20 protein-coding genes are annotated in these 17867 nt (G+C 67.0%); 16 read left to right on the forward strand and 4 right to left on the reverse strand.

Annotated features, from left to right (window positions below; translation table 11 throughout):
- The 14 genes from ROA7023_RS03385 to ROA7023_RS03450 all read left to right on the forward strand — a co-directional run bounded on the left by ROA7023_RS03385 (position 1) and on the right by ROA7023_RS03450 (position 11420).
- Positions 1 to 207 (forward strand): DUF1737 domain-containing protein, encoded by a 207-nt coding sequence (locus tag ROA7023_RS03385; RefSeq protein ID WP_085877594.1) that lies wholly within the window; start codon positions 1 to 3, stop codon positions 205 to 207.
- Positions 204 to 1244 (forward strand): MaoC family dehydratase, encoded by a 1041-nt coding sequence (locus tag ROA7023_RS03390; protein ID WP_085877595.1) that lies wholly within the window; start codon positions 204 to 206, stop codon positions 1242 to 1244. Before ROA7023_RS03385 ends, ROA7023_RS03390 begins: the two co-directional genes overlap by 4 nt.
- Before the next feature lie 271 nt (positions 1245 to 1515).
- The gene (gene sdhC, locus ROA7023_RS03395; RefSeq protein ID WP_085877596.1) at positions 1516 to 1899 is read left to right on the forward strand and encodes a succinate dehydrogenase, cytochrome b556 subunit; all 384 of its coding nucleotides are present in this window, start codon (positions 1516 to 1518) and stop codon (positions 1897 to 1899) included.
- Between the two features lie 13 nt (positions 1900 to 1912).
- On the forward strand, positions 1913 to 2284 hold the full coding sequence (sdhD, locus tag ROA7023_RS03400) for a succinate dehydrogenase, hydrophobic membrane anchor protein (protein ID WP_085877597.1): 372 nt from the start codon (positions 1913 to 1915) through the stop codon (positions 2282 to 2284).
- A 17-nt stretch (positions 2285 to 2301) separates the two neighbouring features.
- Positions 2302 to 4107, forward strand: coding sequence for a succinate dehydrogenase flavoprotein subunit (sdhA, locus tag ROA7023_RS03405; RefSeq protein ID WP_085877598.1), 1806 nt, complete (start codon positions 2302 to 2304; stop codon positions 4105 to 4107).
- Between the two features lie 14 nt (positions 4108 to 4121).
- Positions 4122 to 4886 (forward strand): FkbM family methyltransferase, encoded by a 765-nt coding sequence (locus ROA7023_RS03410; protein WP_085877599.1) that lies wholly within the window; start codon positions 4122 to 4124, stop codon positions 4884 to 4886.
- Positions 4883 to 5173 carry a hypothetical protein gene (locus ROA7023_RS03415; protein WP_085877600.1) on the forward strand — a complete coding sequence of 97 codons (291 nt, stop codon included), beginning with the start codon at positions 4883 to 4885 and terminating at the stop codon, positions 5171 to 5173. Before ROA7023_RS03410 ends, ROA7023_RS03415 begins: the two co-directional genes overlap by 4 nt.
- Entirely contained in the window at positions 5170 to 5493 is a 324-nt protein-coding gene (locus ROA7023_RS03420; protein WP_085877601.1) for a hypothetical protein, read from the forward strand. Before ROA7023_RS03415 ends, ROA7023_RS03420 begins: the two co-directional genes overlap by 4 nt.
- 18 nt (positions 5494 to 5511) lie before the next feature.
- Positions 5512 to 6291 (forward strand): succinate dehydrogenase iron-sulfur subunit, encoded by a 780-nt coding sequence (locus ROA7023_RS03425; RefSeq protein WP_085877602.1) that lies wholly within the window; start codon positions 5512 to 5514, stop codon positions 6289 to 6291.
- 18 nt (positions 6292 to 6309) lie between these two features.
- Positions 6310 to 7023, forward strand: coding sequence for a ZIP family metal transporter (locus ROA7023_RS03430; protein WP_085877603.1), 714 nt, complete (start codon positions 6310 to 6312; stop codon positions 7021 to 7023).
- 255 nt (positions 7024 to 7278) lie between these two features.
- Positions 7279 to 8328, forward strand: coding sequence for a sugar ABC transporter substrate-binding protein (locus ROA7023_RS03435; protein WP_085877604.1), 1050 nt, complete (start codon positions 7279 to 7281; stop codon positions 8326 to 8328).
- A gap of 99 nt (positions 8329 to 8427) precedes the next feature.
- The gene (locus ROA7023_RS03440) at positions 8428 to 9153 is read left to right on the forward strand and encodes an ATP-binding cassette domain-containing protein (protein ID WP_159458434.1); all 726 of its coding nucleotides are present in this window, start codon (positions 8428 to 8430) and stop codon (positions 9151 to 9153) included.
- A complete protein-coding gene (locus tag ROA7023_RS03445; protein WP_159458435.1) occupies positions 9146 to 10240 on the forward strand; it encodes an ABC transporter permease in 1095 nt (364 codons plus the stop codon). Before ROA7023_RS03440 ends, ROA7023_RS03445 begins: the two co-directional genes overlap by 8 nt.
- A complete protein-coding gene (locus tag ROA7023_RS03450; protein ID WP_085877607.1) occupies positions 10230 to 11420 on the forward strand; it encodes a serine hydrolase domain-containing protein in 1191 nt (396 codons plus the stop codon). The genes ROA7023_RS03445 and ROA7023_RS03450 overlap by 11 nt, the downstream gene beginning before the upstream one ends.
- Positions 11421 to 11475: 55 nt before the next feature.
- Here the strand turns inward: ROA7023_RS03450 and ROA7023_RS03455 are convergent, their stop codons facing one another.
- The gene (locus ROA7023_RS03455) at positions 11476 to 12150 is read right to left on the reverse strand and encodes a type 1 glutamine amidotransferase domain-containing protein (protein WP_085877608.1); all 675 of its coding nucleotides are present in this window, start codon (positions 12148 to 12150) and stop codon (positions 11476 to 11478) included.
- Between the two features lie 257 nt (positions 12151 to 12407).
- On the opposite strand from ROA7023_RS03455, the gene creD reads away from it, so the two are divergent.
- Entirely contained in the window at positions 12408 to 13787 is a 1380-nt protein-coding gene (creD, locus tag ROA7023_RS03460) for a cell envelope integrity protein CreD (protein ID WP_085877609.1), read from the forward strand.
- A gap of 82 nt (positions 13788 to 13869) precedes the next feature.
- Entirely contained in the window at positions 13870 to 14709 is an 840-nt protein-coding gene (locus tag ROA7023_RS03465) for an urea carboxylase-associated family protein (RefSeq protein WP_085877610.1), read from the forward strand.
- A gap of 1 nt (position 14710) precedes the next feature.
- Here the strand turns inward: ROA7023_RS03465 and deoD are convergent, their stop codons facing one another.
- From deoD to ROA7023_RS03480, 3 genes are all read right to left on the reverse strand, one after another.
- Entirely contained in the window at positions 14711 to 15415 is a 705-nt protein-coding gene (deoD, locus tag ROA7023_RS03470) for a purine-nucleoside phosphorylase (RefSeq protein ID WP_085877611.1), read from the reverse strand.
- Entirely contained in the window at positions 15415 to 15741 is a 327-nt protein-coding gene (locus ROA7023_RS03475) for an H-NS histone family protein (protein ID WP_085877612.1), read from the reverse strand. The genes deoD and ROA7023_RS03475 overlap by 1 nt, the downstream gene beginning before the upstream one ends.
- A 140-nt stretch (positions 15742 to 15881) precedes the next feature.
- Entirely contained in the window at positions 15882 to 17858 is a 1977-nt protein-coding gene (locus ROA7023_RS03480) for an ethylmalonyl-CoA mutase (protein WP_085877613.1), read from the reverse strand.
- Positions 17859 to 17867 lie beyond the last annotated feature (9 nt).

A 17867-nucleotide genomic window follows, 5' to 3' on the forward strand; every position in this document is an offset into this window, starting at 1 on the left:
ATGACGACGCTCTACCGTTTCCTGACCGCGGACGACACCTCGGCCTTCTGCCACACGGTGACCGAGGCGCTGTCGAAGGGCTGGGCCCTCTACGGCCCGCCCAGCTATGCCTATGACGAGGCCAACGGCGTCATGCGCTGCGGCCAGGCCGTCACCAAGGAGATCGACGCGCCCTATACGCCTGACATGAAGCTGGGCGCCCAATGAGTGGCGCCGCCAAGACCTGCGCGGGCCGGTTCTTCGAGGATTATCGCCTGGGTGAAGTGATCACGCACGCGGTGCCGCGCACCCTCTCGGGCGGCGAGCGGGCGCTCTATCACGCGCTTTATCCGGCGCGGCACGCCCTGCACGCCTCGGACGAGTTCGCCCGCTCCTGCGGGTTGGCGGCGGCGCCGTTCGACGATCTGGTGGTGTTTCACACGGTCTTCGGCAAGTCGGTCCCGGACATCTCGCTGAACGCCGTGGCCAACCTCGGCTATGCCGAGGGGCGGTTCCTGCGGCCGGTCTATCCCGGCGACACGCTGGTCAGCCGGTCCGAGGTCATCGGCCTCAAGCAGAATTCCAACGGCCAGAGCGGGGTGGTCTGGGTCCGCACCTCCGGCGTCGACCAGCGCGGCGCGGAAGTGCTCAGCTTCGTGCGCTGGGTCATGGTCCGCAAGCGCGACCCCGATGCGGCGGCGCCCGCGCCGACGATCCCCGACCTGGCGGGCAGTGTTGCTGCGGAAGGGCTTGTCGTGCCCGACGGGCTCGACATGACCTCCTACAACACGACCCTCGCCGGAGAGCCGCACCGCTGGTGCGACTACGACGTGGGCGAGGTGATCGACCACGTGGACGGTGTGACCATCGAAGAGGCCGAGCACATGCTGGCCACCCGGCTTTGGCAAAACACCGCCCGGGTCCATTTCGACGCCACCGCCCGGCCCGACGGCAGGCGGCTGATCTATGGCGGCCACGTCATCTCGCTTGCCCGGGCGCTGAGCTTCAACGGGCTGGCCAACGTGCAGATCATCGCGGCGATCAACGCCGGCAGCCATGCCAACCCGTGTTTCGCCGGTGACACCGTCCGGGCCTGGTCCGAGGTGCTGGACAAGGCAGAGACCGCCGCACCGGGTGTCGGCGCCCTGCGTTTGCGCCTGGTGGCCACCACCGGGACGCCGTCGGGGCAATTGCGGGGGGAGAACGGCAAGTATCTGCCCGGAATCCTGCTCGATCTCGACTATTGGGCGCTGGTCCCGCTCTGATCCGCGCACCCTTGCGGGGCCGTGCCGCGGCGACCGGATCACGGCTGTCGCTGCAGGAACGGGCGGCCGAGTCGCACGGGCCCGGGGATGCCGGAAATTCGTGATCACACGTTTCCGAATTGTGATCACGAACGCCATTTTTATGCTGCATTGCGTCAAGAATACGCAGCCAGAGGCGGTCGCGGTCCGTGACAACGGACCAGAAATCGTTATGAAGGCATGGAAATGCCACGGCATCGACCGCCGGGCAGACATGCGAAGGACAGCGCTCATGGCCGACGTGAACAGGGGAAAACGGCCCCTCAGCCCTCATTTGACGATCTATCGTCCACAATTGACCTCGATCACCTCGATCTTCGTCCGCATCACCGGCAACGCGCTCGTGGTGGCCGGGCTGCTGATCGTCTGGTGGTTCGCAGCCCTCGCCGCGGGCCCCGAGGCCTATGCCACCGCGAACGGGTTCATCACCTCCTGGTTCGGCGACCTGGTGATGTTCCTGTCGGTGCTGGCGCTGTGGTATCACCTGCTGGGCGGGGTGCGGCACCTGATCTGGGACAGCGGGCACATGCTTGACGTGCACCGTTCCGAGATTTTCGGCCAGGCGATGATGGTCGCCTCCGTGCTGCTGGCAATCTTCACCGCAATCGTGGTCTGAGGGGGGGGGCGACATGGCTTATCTGACCGATCGCAAACGCGCCGTGGGCATGGGCTCCGCCAAGTCGGGGACCGCGCATCACTGGCGCATGATGGTGACCTCGGTGGCGCTGTTGCCGCTGACGGTGCTGTTCATCTTCACCTTCGGCGTGGCGCTGGGCATGCCCTATGAGGAGGCCGCCGCCTATTACGGGCGCCCCGTGCCCGCGCTGATCGCCCTGCTGACGCTGACCGTCGGCTGGTTTCATTTCAAGGACGGGGTGCAGGCCCTGATCGAGGATTACACCGGCGGGACCACCCGCAAGGCGCTGATCATCGGCTCGATCTGCCTGAGCTGGGCCGCGCTCGCGGCCTCGGCGCTCGCCATCGTCCGCATCGCACTCTGACAGGAGCCGCACCCGATATGGCCGCTTACGAATACGAGACGCACGAATACGACGTTGTGGTTGTGGGGGCCGGCGGCGCCGGTCTGCGCGCCACGCTCGGCATGGCCGAGCAGGGGCTGCGCACCGCCTGCGTGACCAAGGTCTTTCCGACCCGGTCGCACACCGTGGCCGCCCAGGGCGGCATCGCCGCCAGCCTGTCCAACATGGGGCCGGACCACTGGCAGTGGCACATGTACGACACCGTCAAGGGCTCCGACTGGCTCGGCGATACCGACGCCATGGAATACCTCGCCCGCGAGGCGCCCAAGGCTGTCTATGAGCTGGAGCATTACGGCGTGCCCTTCAGCCGCACCGAGAAGGGCGAGATCTATCAGCGCCCCTTCGGCGGGCACACCACCGAGTTCGGCGAGGGCCCGCCGGTGCAGCGCACCTGCGCCGCCGCCGACCGCACCGGCCATGCGATCCTGCACACGCTCTATGGGCAAAGCCTCAAGCAGCAGGCCGAGTTCTACATCGAATATTTTGCCATCGACCTGCTGATGTCCGAGGACGGCCAGTGCCAAGGCGTTCTGGCGTGGAAGCTTGACGACGGTACGATGCACGTCTTCTCTGCCAAGATGGTCGTTCTGGCCACGGGCGGCTATGGCCGCGCCTATTTCTCGGCGACCTCCGCCCATACCTGCACCGGCGATGGCGGCGGCATGATCGCCCGCGCGGGCCTGCCTCTGCAGGACATGGAGTTCGTGCAGTTCCACCCGACCGGCATCTACGGCGCCGGCTGCCTGATCACCGAAGGGGCACGGGGCGAGGGCGGCTACCTGACCAATTCCGAGGGCGAGCGGTTCATGGAACGCTACGCGCCGACCTACAAGGACCTCGCCTCGCGCGATGTGGTCAGCCGCTGCATGACGATGGAGATCCGCGAAGGACGCGGCGTGGGTCCGAACAAGGACCATATCCATCTGCACCTCAATCACCTGCCGCCCGAGACGCTGGCGCTGCGGCTGCCCGGCATCTCTGAATCGGCGCGCATCTTTGCCGGGGTGGACCTGACCAAGGAACCGATCCCGGTCCTGCCCACGGTGCATTACAACATGGGCGGCATCCCCACGAACTACTGGGGCGAGGTGCTGAACCCGACAAAGGACAACCCCGACGCCACGGCACCCGGCCTGATGGCCGTGGGCGAGGCGGGCTGCGCCTCGGTCCACGGTGCGAACCGCCTCGGGTCCAACTCGCTGATCGACCTCGTGGTCTTCGGCCGCGCCGCCGCCATCCGCGCGGCGACGGTGGTGGACCTGGCGACCGCCGTGCCGACCCCCTCCACCGCGTCGATCGAGAAGGCGCTGAGCCGGTTCGACACGCTGCGCCATGCCGACGGTCAGACCCCGACGGCGGAACTGCGGCTTGAGATGCAGAAGACGATGCAATCGGACGCCGCCGTCTTCCGCACCGACAAGACGCTGGCCGAGGGTGTCGAGAAGATGGAGGCCGTCGCCGGCAAGATGGCCGACATCAAGGTCACCGACCGGACGCTGATCTGGAACTCCGACCTGATGGAGACGCTGGAGCTGACGAACCTGATGCCCAACGCGCTCGCCACCGTCGTCGGGGCCGAGGCCCGCAAGGAAAGCCGCGGCGCCCATGCCCATGAGGATTATCCCGACCGCGACGACAAGACCTGGCGCAAGCACAGCCTGGCCTGGGTCGACGGCACGAAGACCAGGCTCGACTATCGGCCCGTGCATCTCGATCCGCTGACGACCGAGGAAAAGGGCGGGATCGACCTGAAGAAGATCGCGCCCAAGGCGCGCGTCTACTGATCGGCGGCGCGGAGATGTGGCGGCAGCTGTACACGGCGACCCGGCGCACCCCGCTGCTGAAATCCGTCGTCTGGCGGATGCTGCCTGACGAGGCCGTCACGCTCGACGGCCTGACCATGCATGTGCATCCGCGCGACAACATGACAGAACGGCACATCTGGCTGCATCACGTCTGGCCAGAGCCCGACTCCATCGCGAAGCTCTGCGCCATCGTCGCGGCCCGGCCCTGCCTGGTGATCGACGTGGGCGCCAATTGCGGCGCCTTCACCGTGCCGCTGGCCCGTGCAGCCGCGCCTGGATCGCGGGTGATCGCGGTGGAGCCGAACCCCGCGATGGTCGCCCGCCTGGCTGCGAACCTCGACGCCAACGGCCTCGCCGACAGGGTAGAGATCGTGCAGCGTGCGCTGGACGCCCAGGACGGGTCGGCGACACTGACGCTGCACGCCCGCAACCTTGGCCAATCCTCGCTTGGCACGCCGAAACGCCCGGGCCAGAGCCTGACCGTGGCGGCGACGACGCTCGCCGGCCTGATCGCCGACAGCGCCCTGCCGGTGGTCGTCAAGATCGACATCGAGGGACATGAGGATACCGCGCTCTGGCCGCTGCTGACCGGCGCCCGGCACCTGCCGGAGGTCTTCCTGCTGGAAACCCAGCATGCGGCGCAATGGTCGCACGACCTCGTCGCGCGGTTGTCCGAACTTGGCTATGACCAGACCTACTCGGGCGAAGGCAACACCCTGTTTCATCGCAGCCCGTCGCAACAGGGCCCTGGCGCATGATCCGGTTTGCTCTCATTCCCGCATTGGCGGTGCTTGTGGGATGCGGCCCGGTGTCGCCCGACCGCGCGGCGGATCTTTGCGAACAGCGCGCACGGGACGCCCAAGGCCCCTCCGGCGCCCTGCGCGTCGGGACAAATTCGCGCAACGGCCCCTACGTCAACGGCGAAATCTCCGTGACCTCGGACTACCTTCAGGGACGGGACCCGATGGAACTCTACCGGTCCTGCGTCTTCAACTACACCGGCGGATCGCCGATCCGCCCCCCGCGCCTGAGAGGGCCCAGATGATCCGCCTTGCCTGCCTGCTTATGCTCGTCGCCGCTGCCAGCTGCACCCAGATACGCAATGTCACCGACACCGTGGCCGAACGCACCGTCGGCAACCCCGCGCGGACCGTGATCCAGCCCGCGATCGAGGCGCAGGTCGGCGATGCCGCCCAGGCCCAACGCATCACCGATTGCGTGATCGAATATGCCACGCCGGGCGAGCTGACCCGCATCGCCGCCGACGCCACCTCGATCGAGGGTCCCGCCCCCGACATCACGCTTCTCATCGCCGACATTCTCTCTCGCCCCGCCACGTCGCAATGCGCCGCGGGCGCGGCCTGACCGGAAAGGACGTAAACCATGGTTGAATTCACGCTTCCCAAGAACTCCCGCATCACCACGGGCAAGACCTGGCCCAAGCCCGAGGGTGCGACCAACCTGCGCACCTTCAAGATCTACCGCTGGAACGAGGAATCGGGCGAAACGCCGAAGATCGACACCTATTTCGTCGATATGGACACCTGCGGACCGATGGTCCTGGACGCCCTGATCAAGATCAAGTCCGAGATCGACCCGACCCTGACCTTTCGCCGATCCTGCCGCGAGGGGATCTGCGGGTCCTGCGCCATGAACATCGACGGGATCAACACGCTGGCCTGCATCTACGGCATGGACGAGATCAAGGGAGAGGTGAAGATCTATCCCCTCCCGCACATGCCGGTGGTCAAGGACCTCATTCCCGACCTGACACATTTCTACGCCCAGCACGCCAGCATCATGCCCTGGCTCGAGACGACGACGAACCGCCCCGCCAAGGAGTGGAAGCAATCGATCGAGGACCGCAAGAAGCTCGACGGGCTCTATGAATGCGTGATGTGCGCCGCTTGCTCGACGGCCTGCCCGTCCTACTGGTGGAACGGCGACCGCTACCTCGGGCCGGCGGCGTTGCTGCACGCCTACCGCTGGATCATCGACAGCCGGGACGAGGCGACGGGCGAGCGTCTCGACCAGCTTGAGGATCCGTTCAAGCTCTATCGTTGCCACACCATCATGAACTGCGCCAAGACCTGCCCCAAGGGGCTGAACCCGGCGGCGGCGATCAGCCATATCAAGCAGATGATGGTCGAGCGCACGGTCTGATCGGGACCGGCGCCCGCCATGGATCTTTCGCTCTCCTACGCGCTTCTTCTGGCGACCCTTGCAGGACTTTCCATGCCGCTCGGGGCTGCGCTGGCGCGGATCGAAAGCCTGAAGCCCGACTGGCTGCACGACGAGGGCCGCCACGGGGTCATCGCGTTCGGGGGCGGGGCCCTGTTCGCGGCCGTAGCCCTTGTGCTGGTGCCCGAGGGGGCCGATCGGTTGCCTGCCGTTCCGGCGGTTTTCCTGTTCCTGCTGGGCGGTGTGTCTTTCGCGGCGCTCGACCGGCTGATCGCGGGGCGCAAGGGGCCGGGGGCGCAGTTCATCGCGATGCTGTCGGATTTCCTGCCCGAGGCGGCGGCCCTGGGGGCGCTTCTCGCGGGGGATCCGGGGACGGGTATCCTGTTGATGTGCATCATCATTCTTCAGAACATCCCCGAGGCGTTCAACGCCTGCCGAGAGATGATGGCGACCAACCCAACCGCCCGCACGTTGCCGTTCTTTCTGATGCTGGTGCCGCTCGGCCCGCTTGCGGCCTGGCTCGGGCATGATCTGCTGATGGAGGCGCCATACTGGCTGGGCGGGGTCATGATCTTTGCAGGCGGCGGCATCCTCTATCTGATCTTCGAGGACATCGCGCCCCAGGTGCGGCTGGAGAAGACCTGGCTGCCGCCGCTTGGCGGTATCCTCGGCTTTGCGCTCGGGCTGGCCGGACATCTGGCGATGAGCGGCTAGGTCCCACTCGACGCCGTCGCGGCCGAGGTCCGGAGTCCGGGCCCGCGGCACCGCAAGAATGGCCCGTAAATGGCCCAAAGCCGTGCCGGCCGGACAGAAAGGTGCCTTCTGGCGCGGCCAGTACCAGTGATAATTTATTGATTTTTATTAAAAGTTCAAATTGCAAGTTAACATTGTTCATTTTGAACGCTATGGGCTGTGGTGAGTTGCGTGCCGATCACTCATCTTCTCCGCCTCAACGGGGAGGAATTGAGAATGACCAAAGTGATCAGACCATCCGTATCCGCCGCGGCCATCGGCGCGGCCCTGCTGATCGGGGGCGCAGCTGCGGCACAGGACCTGTCCGACAGCACCATCGGGTATTCCATTCCGGTCAGCGGGCTCGAGGTGATCGACAATTTTGCCGAGATGCTCGAGGCGACGACCGCAAGCTCCGGCGAGGCGGATTTCGTGATCGTCAGCGCCGAGGGGGACCCGCTCAAGCAGACCACCGATGTGGAGGCGCTGGCGGCCCAGGGCGCCGATGCGGTGGTGATCACTGCGGCCAGCGATGTCGGCTGGGATCTCGCGATCCAGAACGCGAAGGCGCAGGGCGCGGTCGTGGTGAACCATTCCGGCTTCGCGATCACGGGCGTCGACCAGAACGTCATGCTCGATTTCTACGATTCCGGCTACGAAGTCGGCGCCGCCGCTGCCGCCTGGCTGAACGAGACCCATGACGGCGCGGGGCAGGTCGGCATCCTGGCCCAATCCGGCGACAGCGGGCTGGCCGAGCGCAGTCAGGGCATGCGCGATGGCATCACGGAAAATTCCGACGCCGAGGTCGTGGCCGAGGTCGACGCATACGACCGTCTCGAGGGGGCCGAGGGCGCGTCCAACATCCTCGCGGCCAACCCAGAGGTGAGCGTCCTGCTGGCCTTCAACGACGATGTCGGGCTGGGCGCCCTTCAGGCGGCGACCGAGGCGGGGCGGACCGATCCCGCGGACCTCTTCATCGGCGGCACCGACGGGCTGCCCGACGCTCTGACGGCGATCGAGGACGGCACGCCCTATCAGGCGACCTGGGGCTACATGTTCGGCTTCAGCGCGATCCTGACCATGCAGGACACCGAGGCGCTGCTGCGGGGCGAGACCGTGCCGCCGACGCGGGTCCAGCAGGGCCGTCTCGTGACCTCGGACACCTTGGCCGAGTACCGCGAAATCACGGCCGATCCGTTCAGCGACGCCGCCGAGCCGATCTTTGCCGAGGTCAGCCGGTACTCTGACGCCGTGCTGTCCCAGGGGGATGCCACCCCCGCGGAATGACGCCCGACCGGGCCCGTCATCCCGGCGGGCCCGTCAACCGAGACGAGGCCAATGACATCACTGCAGAAATCTGACGCGCCCGCTGCGGGGTCCGCCGTCGTGTGCCGGAATCTGACGCGCTTTTTCGGGGCGGTCCGCGCCCTTCACCAGGTTTCTCTGTCGATCAACCGCGGAGAGATCGTCTGCCTGGTCGGTGACAACGGGGCGGGCAAGAGCACGCTGGTCAAGATCCTCAGCGGCACCCTCGCGCCCGACGACGGACGCATCGAGATCGACGGCCGGGACTATCGCCGCTACGACATGCGCGAGGCGCAGCGCCTCGGCATTCAGACGGTTCACCAGCACCTTGCGCTTTGCGACAAGCTCTCGGCGGCCGAGAATATCGTCCTGGGCCGAGAACCCGGGCGCTTCCGGTTCGGTCCCATTGAGGTGTTTGACCGCGCCAGAGCCCGCGAGATCGCGGAACAGAGCCTCAAGGCCGTCTCGGCGACGATCCCGAACATCGACCTGCCAGTCGAAAAGCTCTCGGGCGGACAGCGCCAGGCCATCGCGATCGCGCGGGCGGTAAATGCGGCCGACCGCATGGTCATCTTCGACGAGCCCACCGCGGCCCTCGGGATCAAGCAGACCGCGGCGACCCTGGATGCGATCCGCAAGGTCGCCGATACCGGTCTCGCGGCCCTGGTGATCATGCACAACCTCGACGATGTCTACGAGATCGCCGACCGGATCATCGCGCTTCGCCTCGGCTTCGTCGTGGCCGATGTGCCGCGGTCCGGGATGTCGCGGTCCGAACTGGCGGCAAGGATGTCCGGCCATGACTGATGCCACCAAGACCCGCCCCCGCGCCCGCGCCCATAAGGAGAGATCCGAGGCGGCGATCCGCAACGTCACGCTTCTGGTGCTGATCGTGGTCTTCTGCGCGACGGTTCAGATCGTGAACGACAATTTCCTGACGCTGCCCAGCCTGCGCGTCGTCGGGCTGAACATCTCGTTCGTCGGGATCGCGGCCATCGGGGCGGCCCTGCTGATGGTGGCCGGCCAGATCGACCTGTCCATCGGCTCTATCTTTGCGCTGTCGGCCGTCGTCTCGGCCCTTCTCGCCCAGTCCATTCCACCGGTTCTGGCGATCGCGGCCGGGATCGCGTCGGGCGGGCTCGTCGGCCTGATAAACGGGCTGATCGTCTGGCGGATCAACGTCTCGCCGATCATCGTAACGCTGGGGGCGCTGACCTTCGTCCGGGGGCTGGTGCTGATCCTCACAGGCGATCGGAGCGTCACTGGCGTCGGCGACGGTTTCACAATCCTCGGGCGTTCGACGATCTTCGGCCTGCCGCTTCCGATCCTGATCTTTGTGCTGGTGGCGCTGGCCGCGACGTTCCTGCTCGCGCAGACCCGGTCGGGGCTGCATATCCGGGCCTTCGGCGACGACCGGCAGGCGGCGGAATTCGCCGGCCTCAACGGCCGCCGGATCACCCTCGGGCTTTTTGCCACGAGCGGGCTGATGGCGGGTCTGGCCGGGGTGCTTGCGGCGAGCCGCCTTGGTGGCGCAAGCCCGAATTTCGGCATCGGCTTCGAACTTGAGGTCATCACCGCGGTGGTTCTGGGCGGTGTGGCGATCACCGGCGGAGAGGGCCGGATGACCGGCGTCGTCCTCTCCGTGATCCTGCTGGGTCTGGTCACGAGCGGGATCACCGCCATGGGGCTGGATCCGAACATCGGCCGGCTTGTGGTGGGCGGCGCCCTGATCGCGGCGGTGGCCGTGAACCAGATCGGCCAGGAGCGTCATCAGAGCAGGCAGCGCCGGCAGGCGATGGAAGAGTTCGCGGCCGAGGGCGGCGCGGCGGAACGCATGGGGCTGACCGTCACCGGCCAGTCGACACCATCGGGGGAGGCAAAGGGTGGCACATGAAGCACCGCTGAGCGCACGGCTCAGCGAGACCTTGGCCCGCGTGGAGACGCGGGAGACGGGATTCGGCGCCGAGGTCGCCGTCGCGCGGGACGGTTTGCTGATCGGCCGGGCCTGGGTCGGCGAGGCGGCGCCCGGCCGGGCCTGGACACCGGGCACGCCGGTCGTGACCTGGTCGGTCTCCAAGGGGGTGGCGGCGATGGTGGTGGCGCGGCTGGCGCGGGACGGGGCGCTCGACCCTTTCGCGCCGATCCGCGACTACTGGCCGGGCTTCGGGCAAGGCGGGGCTCCGGTCACGCTGGCGGATGTCATGACCCACCGCGCGGGCCTGCCCTGGCTGCCCGACCGGCCGGGGATGCCGGATTTCGCCGACCCGGAAAGCTGGGACGCGGCGCCCGGAATCGCCGAGGCGCTGGCGGAGATGGCCCCCGTGGCGGAGATGGTGGGCAAGGTCGGATACCACGCGCTCACCTATGGTTGGCTCGTGGGCGAATGCGTCCACAGGGCGACGGGCGCCAGCCTCGACGACATGTTGCAAAGCCATATCGCCACGCCGAGCGACCTCAGGATGAGTTTCGGAACCCGCGCCCCCGAGACGCTGGCCGCGCTGGCCAGACCGGGTATTCCGGAGGTCGCGCGCGACAAGGCCCTTGCCGTCGATGCGGCCTTCGCGGATCCTGACAACGCGCTGCGCCGGTCGCTCTGCGTGCCGGTGGGTGACAGTTTCGCGGAGGTGTTGCGCACCACGCAATCCCCGGCCTTTCTCGCGGCCGAAACACCCGCAATCAGTCTCGTCTCGGATGCGGGCAGCCTCGCCCGCGCCTACTCGCTTTTCGCGAGCGCAGAGCGTGTCGGCGCTTATCAGATCATCGACAGCCTGGGGCGGGACGCCGCGATCGCACAGCTCGGAGGCACGCGCGACGACCTGATAACCGGGGGCGCCAGGAACATGGCGCTTGGCTTTGCGCTCAATTCGCCGCCGTCCATCGCCCTCTCGCGCGGCGCGCGCTGTTTCGGTCATCCCGGCATGGGCGGATCGCTCGCCTGGGGGGATCCCGACAGCGGGCTTGGTTTCGCCTATCTTACGAATGCCGCGATCCCGGACACGGTCACCGATCCGCGGGCAGTCGCCCTGGCCGACCTGGCCTGGCAGACCACGGCGGAAGATGCCGCCCCGTGCTGACCGGCATCGGGGCCTGCCCGGGTGGCGACGTCACGCCGCCCCCCGGTGACGGGGATTACACCAGGTCCATCAGGCGATGGGCCGCGGCTTCGGACGATGCCGGGTTCTGCCCGGTGACCAGCTTGCCGTCCGTGACCGCGAATGAGGCCCAATCCTCGCCCTTCCGGTAATTGCCGCCATTGGAGACGAGCATGTCCTCCACCAGGAACGGCACGACCTTGGTCAGGCCTGCGGCCTCTTCCTCGGTGTTGGTGAAGCCGGTGACCGTCTTGCCCAGGACCAAAGGCTTGCCGTCCGCCCGCTGAACGTTCTTGAACACCGCCGGCGCATGGCAGACCGCGGCGACGGGCCGGCCGCTCGCCGCGAAAGTCTCGATCAGTGCCCGGCTGTCGCTGTCTTCGGACAGGTCCCAGAGCGGGCCGTGCCCGCCGGGATAGAACACCGCGTCGAAGCCATCGGCCGAGACGTCCGAGAGCACTTCGGTCTTGGCAAGGGCCTGCTGGGCCGCATCGTCGCTCTTGAAGCGTTTCGTGGCCGCGGTCTGGGCGTCGTCGGTGTCGCTGCCGGGGTCGAGCGGCGGCTGCCCGCCCTTCGGCGACGCCATCGTGACCTCGGCGCCAGCGTCCTTGAAGACATAGTAGGGCGCTGCGAACTCCTCCAGCCAGAAGCCGGTCTTGTTGCCGGTGTCGCCAAGTTGGTCGTGCGATGTGAGGACCATAAGAATTTTCATGAGCTTGCTCCTGTTCTGATTGGTGTCATCGGCCGTGTGCCTTGCGCACTGGGGCCGGACCCTTGCCAAGACGACGGTTGAGACGGGCGATGGTTCCGCAATCGTTGCCGTGACGTAGCGACAGCCGGCCCGGACGGTCCCGCACCGCCGAGGCGCCGGCTGCACGAACTCTCGGCGACCGCTCCGGCACAAGTGCGCGGCCGCCGCCGCAACCTCCGGGCACCCGCAACAGCAAACGTTCAGAAAGGAGAGGTGCCATGCTCCGATCCACCGGCTTTCGATTTCTCGTCGTCGGGACGCTCACGCTTTTCATGTTCATCCCGCTATTCTTCGTCGCCGTCGTGATCGAGGAGCGGGCGGAGTATTCCCGCGACACCATCGCCGAGGTCGGCCGCGAATGGGGCGGCATCCAGCGCCTGACCGGCCCGCAACTCGTGATTCCGGTCGAGGGGCCGGTGACCCGCGAGGAACGGCGCGAGACGATCGACCCCGAGACCGGCGAGCCCCGGTTCGAGCTTGTCGATGTCACCGGGATCGTCCGCACCGACGCCCTGCATGTCTGGCCCGAGACCTTTTCGGCGCAGCTCTCCACCCGCAGCCGAGAGCGCGAACGCGGGATCTTCCGCGTGCCGGTCTACGAGGCCCGGGCCGGTGTCGATTTCGCATTCGACCTGTCGGACCTCGAGGCCGCCGTCGGGCCTGCTGAGACGATCCTCTGGGGCGAGGCCGAGCTGCAGATCGAGGTCGGCGACAGCCGTGCGCTCCGCGGTGATGCGTCTCTGACCTCCGGCGGTCGACGGCTCGCGCTGGAGCCCCTTGCCGGTGGCGGAATTCGCGCCGGGACGGGCGATCCGAGGGACCTCGGCGCCTATCGGCTGGACCTCGGGTTCAACGGGGCGGGGGCGCTCTATGTGGCGCCCGGCGGGCGCACGACCGACGTCACGATAAGCGGCGACTGGCCCCACCCCAGTTTTGACGGCGTCTACCTGCCCGACAGCATGGAGGTCTCGGAGTCCGGCTTTGAGGCGCACTGGACGATCCCGCACCTGGCGCGGCCGCTGCCGCTGGTGTCGCGCGAGGATCAGATGCGCGCCGCCCGGGCCGCGGCCTTCGGGCTGCGCTACTACCAGCCCAACGACTTCTACCAGAAGGCCTACCGCGCGGCGCGCTACGGGATCCTCTATATCGCGCTGACCTTCCTGACGGTGTTGTTGATCGAGGATCGGCACAGGCGTCCGGTTCACCCGGTGCAATACCTGCTGATCGGGCTGGTCCAGTCGGTCTTTGTCCTGCTCATGGTCGCCTATGCCGAACAGATCGGCTTTGCGCCGGCCTATTTCCTGTCGGCGGGGGCGGTGACGACCCTGTTGACGGGCTACGGCTGGGCCGCGTTGAAACTGGGCCGGCGGACATGGGCGCTGGGCGGGCTGCTTGCCGCGCTATATGCCGTGCTGTTCCTGATCCTGCGGTCGGCGGATTACGCGCTGCTGGCCGGGGCGACGCTGGCCTTCGGGGCGCTTGCGGCGACGATGTGGCTGACCCGGAACGAGGATTGGTACGGCGCCCCGGGCGAGGGCCTGTGGCGGCGCAAGGCGCCACTTCCGGCGGCACCGGTGGCACCGCCCGGAGCGGGCTGACAAATCCGCTGCCGGAGGTCGCCCAGCGATGGACTTCCGGCAGCGGGCTGGCATCCTGGCGGCGACGACGAGAGGAACCGCCATGACAGATGTCCCGCCAGACGCAGAGGCCCGCCGCGCGATCCCGCCCGTGATCTGCTATCCGACCGAGACCCTGCCTCCTCCGCCGATGGACCTCTACCGGACATCGTTGGCCTCCACGTGGCACAAGGGGACCGTCCGCGTCCCGCCGCGAGAGGCCGGGACCGCCGAGATCCCGGCCGGCTCGTTCCTCAGGATCAAGTCGGTCGAGGGCCCCCAGGTCGGGGACCTGAACCTCTTCAACGCGGCCGACCTGCAAGAGCGGTTCTACTCCGGCAAGACCCGGGCCCTGCACGGCAGCCATGTCACCGCCGGAGATCGGCTGTGGTCGAGCTTCCCCTATCTCCGGCCCCTGGCGACGATCGTGCAGGACACGCTTGGCTGGTACGGAATCGACGCGTTCGGCGGGGCCGTGCACGATGTCATCGGGACCCGCTGCGACCCCTACACCGGGCGGCTCCTGGGCGGCGGCGACTATCACCACTGCTGCCATTCCAATCTGACCCGGGCGCTGGCCGACTGGATGGAGGTCCCGCCGCGGACTGCGGAGCCCTTGGTGCACGACGTGCTCAACGTCTTCATGTGCACCGGGTTCACCCGCGACACGGGGCAGTATTTCATGAAGGCGAGCCCGGTGCGCCCCGGCGACCACCTGACTTTCTTTGCCGAGGTCGATCTGCTCGCGGTCCTCAGCGCCTGCCCGGGCGGCGATTGCGGGGCGGAGCATTCCAGCGATGCCGCAGCCTGTCATCCGCTCGAGATGGAGGTCTGGACGGCCGAGCCGCCCGAAGGCTGGACGGCGCCCGCGGTCAATCCCTACGATCGAAGCCACGGGCGCTAGCTCAGGCGAAGGCCGCCTCCAGCGCGATTTCGACCATGTCGCCGAAGGATCGTTCCCGTTCCTCGGAGGGCAGCTCTTCGCCGGTCTGCAAATGATCGCTGACGGTCAGGACGGCCAGGGCGCGGCGCCGGTGTCTTGCCGCGAGCGTATAGAGCTCGGCCGTTTCCATTTCGACGGCCAGAATACCGTGGCGGGTCATCTGTTCGGTCAGGTCGGGCCGCTCGTCATAAAAGACATCCGTGGAATAGATCCCGCCCACGTGGGTTTTGACACCCCTGTCCGTAGCGGCAATTGCGGCCGCCCGCAGAAGATTGTAATTCGCCGCGGGCGCGAAATTCAGATCGCGGAATATCCCTGAAGAGGGAGTCGAGAGGGACGAGGCCGTCAGAGCAAGCACGACGTCCCGGAGGTTCACCTCCGCCTGCATTCCGCCGCAGGAGCCTATCCGGATCAGCGTCTGTGCCCCGAAATCCCGGATCAACTCGTTCGCGTAGATGGACAGGGAGGGCATGCCCATGCCCGAACCCTGAATCGTGACGCGATTGCCTTTCCACGTCCCGGTATAGCCCAGCATTCCCCGCACTTCGTTCACGAGAATCGCATCGTCGAGAAAAGTCTGGGCCGCCCAGCGCGCACGGTAGGGGTCGCCGGGCATCAGGACCGTCTCGGCGATCTGGCCCGGCGCGGCCCCTATATGGATCGTCATCAGCCGATCTCGAACTTCGACAGGTCCTCGCCCTTGACCTGGGCGGCCTTGATCCAGTCCGGGCGACGGCCCTTGCCGGTCCAGGTCTGCTTGGGGTTCTCGGGGTTGCGGTACTTCGGCGGATTGACGCTCGAAGACTTGGTTTTGCGCACCGCACCCATGGAGGTCAATTCCGCCAGGGAATAGCCATGCTCGCGCGCGGCCCGCTCGGCAGCCTCGAGGGCGGCTTTCTGCTCGTCCCTGCTGAGGCGATCGATCTGCTTTTCAATATCCTTGGAAAGTTGATCGAGTTCTTTGCGGGTCATTGCTGAAAGATCGACAGACATCTTGGAATCCTGTTTTCGTTGTTTGGTTTGACTCGTTAAACCACACGATTCCCGCTAGATGATCCTTATTCTCAGACAAGGCAAGAGGATTACGCAAAGTCGGTGCGTCTCGATACATTGCTTGACGTGGCGTTTGGCGTCTATTCGGCCGCGACGGCCGCCGGATCCACCAGGGTGACAATATCGTCCATGATCCGGTTCAGCTCGAAATCCCTGGGCGTATAGACCCGTGCCACGCCCATTGCCTGAAGTTTTGCCTTGTCGTCCTCGGGAATGATGCCGCCCACGATCACCGGGATATGGCCGAGCCCTTCGGCCCGTATTCTCTGCATCACGTCTTCGATCAGGGGCAGGTGACTGCCCGACAGGATCGACAGCCCGATGACATGGGCCTTCTGGTCGGCGGCGGCGGCGACGATTTCCGCCGGGGTCATGCGGATGCCGTCATAGGTGATGTCCATGCCGCAATCCCGCGCCCGGGCGGCGATCTGTTCCGCGCCGTTGGAATGGCCGTCGAGCCCCGGTTTGCCCATCAGGAACTTCAGCCGCCGTCCAAGCCCATCCGACACCGCGTCGACCCGGGCGCGGATCTCGTCGAGGCCCTCGGTGCGGTTGGAGGGGTTCTCGGACACGCCCGTGGGCGCACGATACTGGCCGAAGACCGCGCGGACCACATCGGCCCATTCGCCGGTCGTGACGCCGGCGCGGGCGCAGCGGATCGACGGCTCCATGATGTTGGCGCCGTTTCGCGCGGCATGACGCAGCTCGGCCAGTGCCGCCGCGACCGCCGTGCCATCGCGGCCCGCGCGCCACGCCTCGAGGCGGCGCAGCTGGTCGGCCTCGGCCCCCGGATCGGCCGCCATGATCGCATCGTCGCCCGTGGTCAGGGGCGAAGGCTCGCCCGACTGGTAGCGGTTGACGCCGACCACCACGGTTTCGCCGGACTCGATCGCGGCGATCCGGGCCGCGTTGCTCTCGACCAGCCGGGATTTCATGTAGCCGATGGCGCCCACCGCCCCGCCCATGCCGTCGATCTGGCCCAGTTCGGCGCGCGCACCCTCCTTCAGCGCCTCGACCTTTGCCGTCACCACGGGGTTGCCGTCGAACAGATCGCCGTATTCCAGCAGGTCGGTCTCGAAGGCCAGGATCTGCTGCATCCGGAGCGACCATTGCTGGTCCCAGGGCCGGGGCAGGCCCAACGCCTCGTTCCAGGCGGGCAGCTGCACGGCGCGGGCGCGGGCGTTCTTCGACAGGGTCACGGCCAGCGCCTCGATCAGGATGCGGTGGACGTTGTTCTCCGGCTGCTGCTCGGTCAGCCCCAGCGAGTTGACCTGAACGCCGTAGCGGAAACGCCGGTACTTGGGATCCTCGACGCCGTAGCGCGTCATGCAGATCTCGTCCCAAAGCTCGACGAAGGCGCGCATCTTGCACATCTCGGTCACGAACCGGATCCCCGCGTTCACGAAGAACGAGATCCGACCGACCATCGCCGGGAACTCCGCCGCCGGCACCTTGCCCTTGAGGTCGTCCAGCACCGCCGTCGCCGTGGCCAGCGCGAAGGCAAGCTCCTCCTCCGGCGTCGCCCCGGCCTCCTGCAGGTGGTAGGAGCAGACGTTCATCGGGTTCCACTTGGGCATATGCGCCCGGGTATAGGCCGCCACGTCGGTGATCATCCGAAGCGACGGCTCCGGCGGGCAGATATAGGTCCCGCGCGAGAGATACTCCTTGATGATGTCGTTCTGCACCGTGCCCTGCAGCTTCGAGACATCCGCCCCCTGCTCCTCGGCCACCGCGACGTAGAGCGCGAGCAGCCAGGGGGCGGTGGCGTTGATCGTCATCGAGGTGTTCATCTCCTCCAGCGGGATCGCGTCGAACAGCATCCGCATGTCGCCGAGATGGCAGACCGGCACGCCGACCTTGCCGACCTCGCCCCGTGCCAGGACGTGGTCGCTGTCATAGCCGGTCTGGGTCGGCAGATCGAAGGCTACCGACAGCCCGGTCTGCCCCTTGGCCAGATTGCCGCGATAGAGTGCGTTGGACGCGGCGGCCGTGGAATGCCCGGCATAGGTGCGAAAGAGCCAGGGGCGATCGCTTCTGTCGGATTTGGGCTGGGTCATCGCGGGCTC

Source organism: Roseisalinus antarcticus (genome assembly GCF_900172355.1).
Lineage (GTDB): Bacteria > Pseudomonadota > Alphaproteobacteria > Rhodobacterales > Rhodobacteraceae > Oceanicola > Oceanicola antarcticus_A.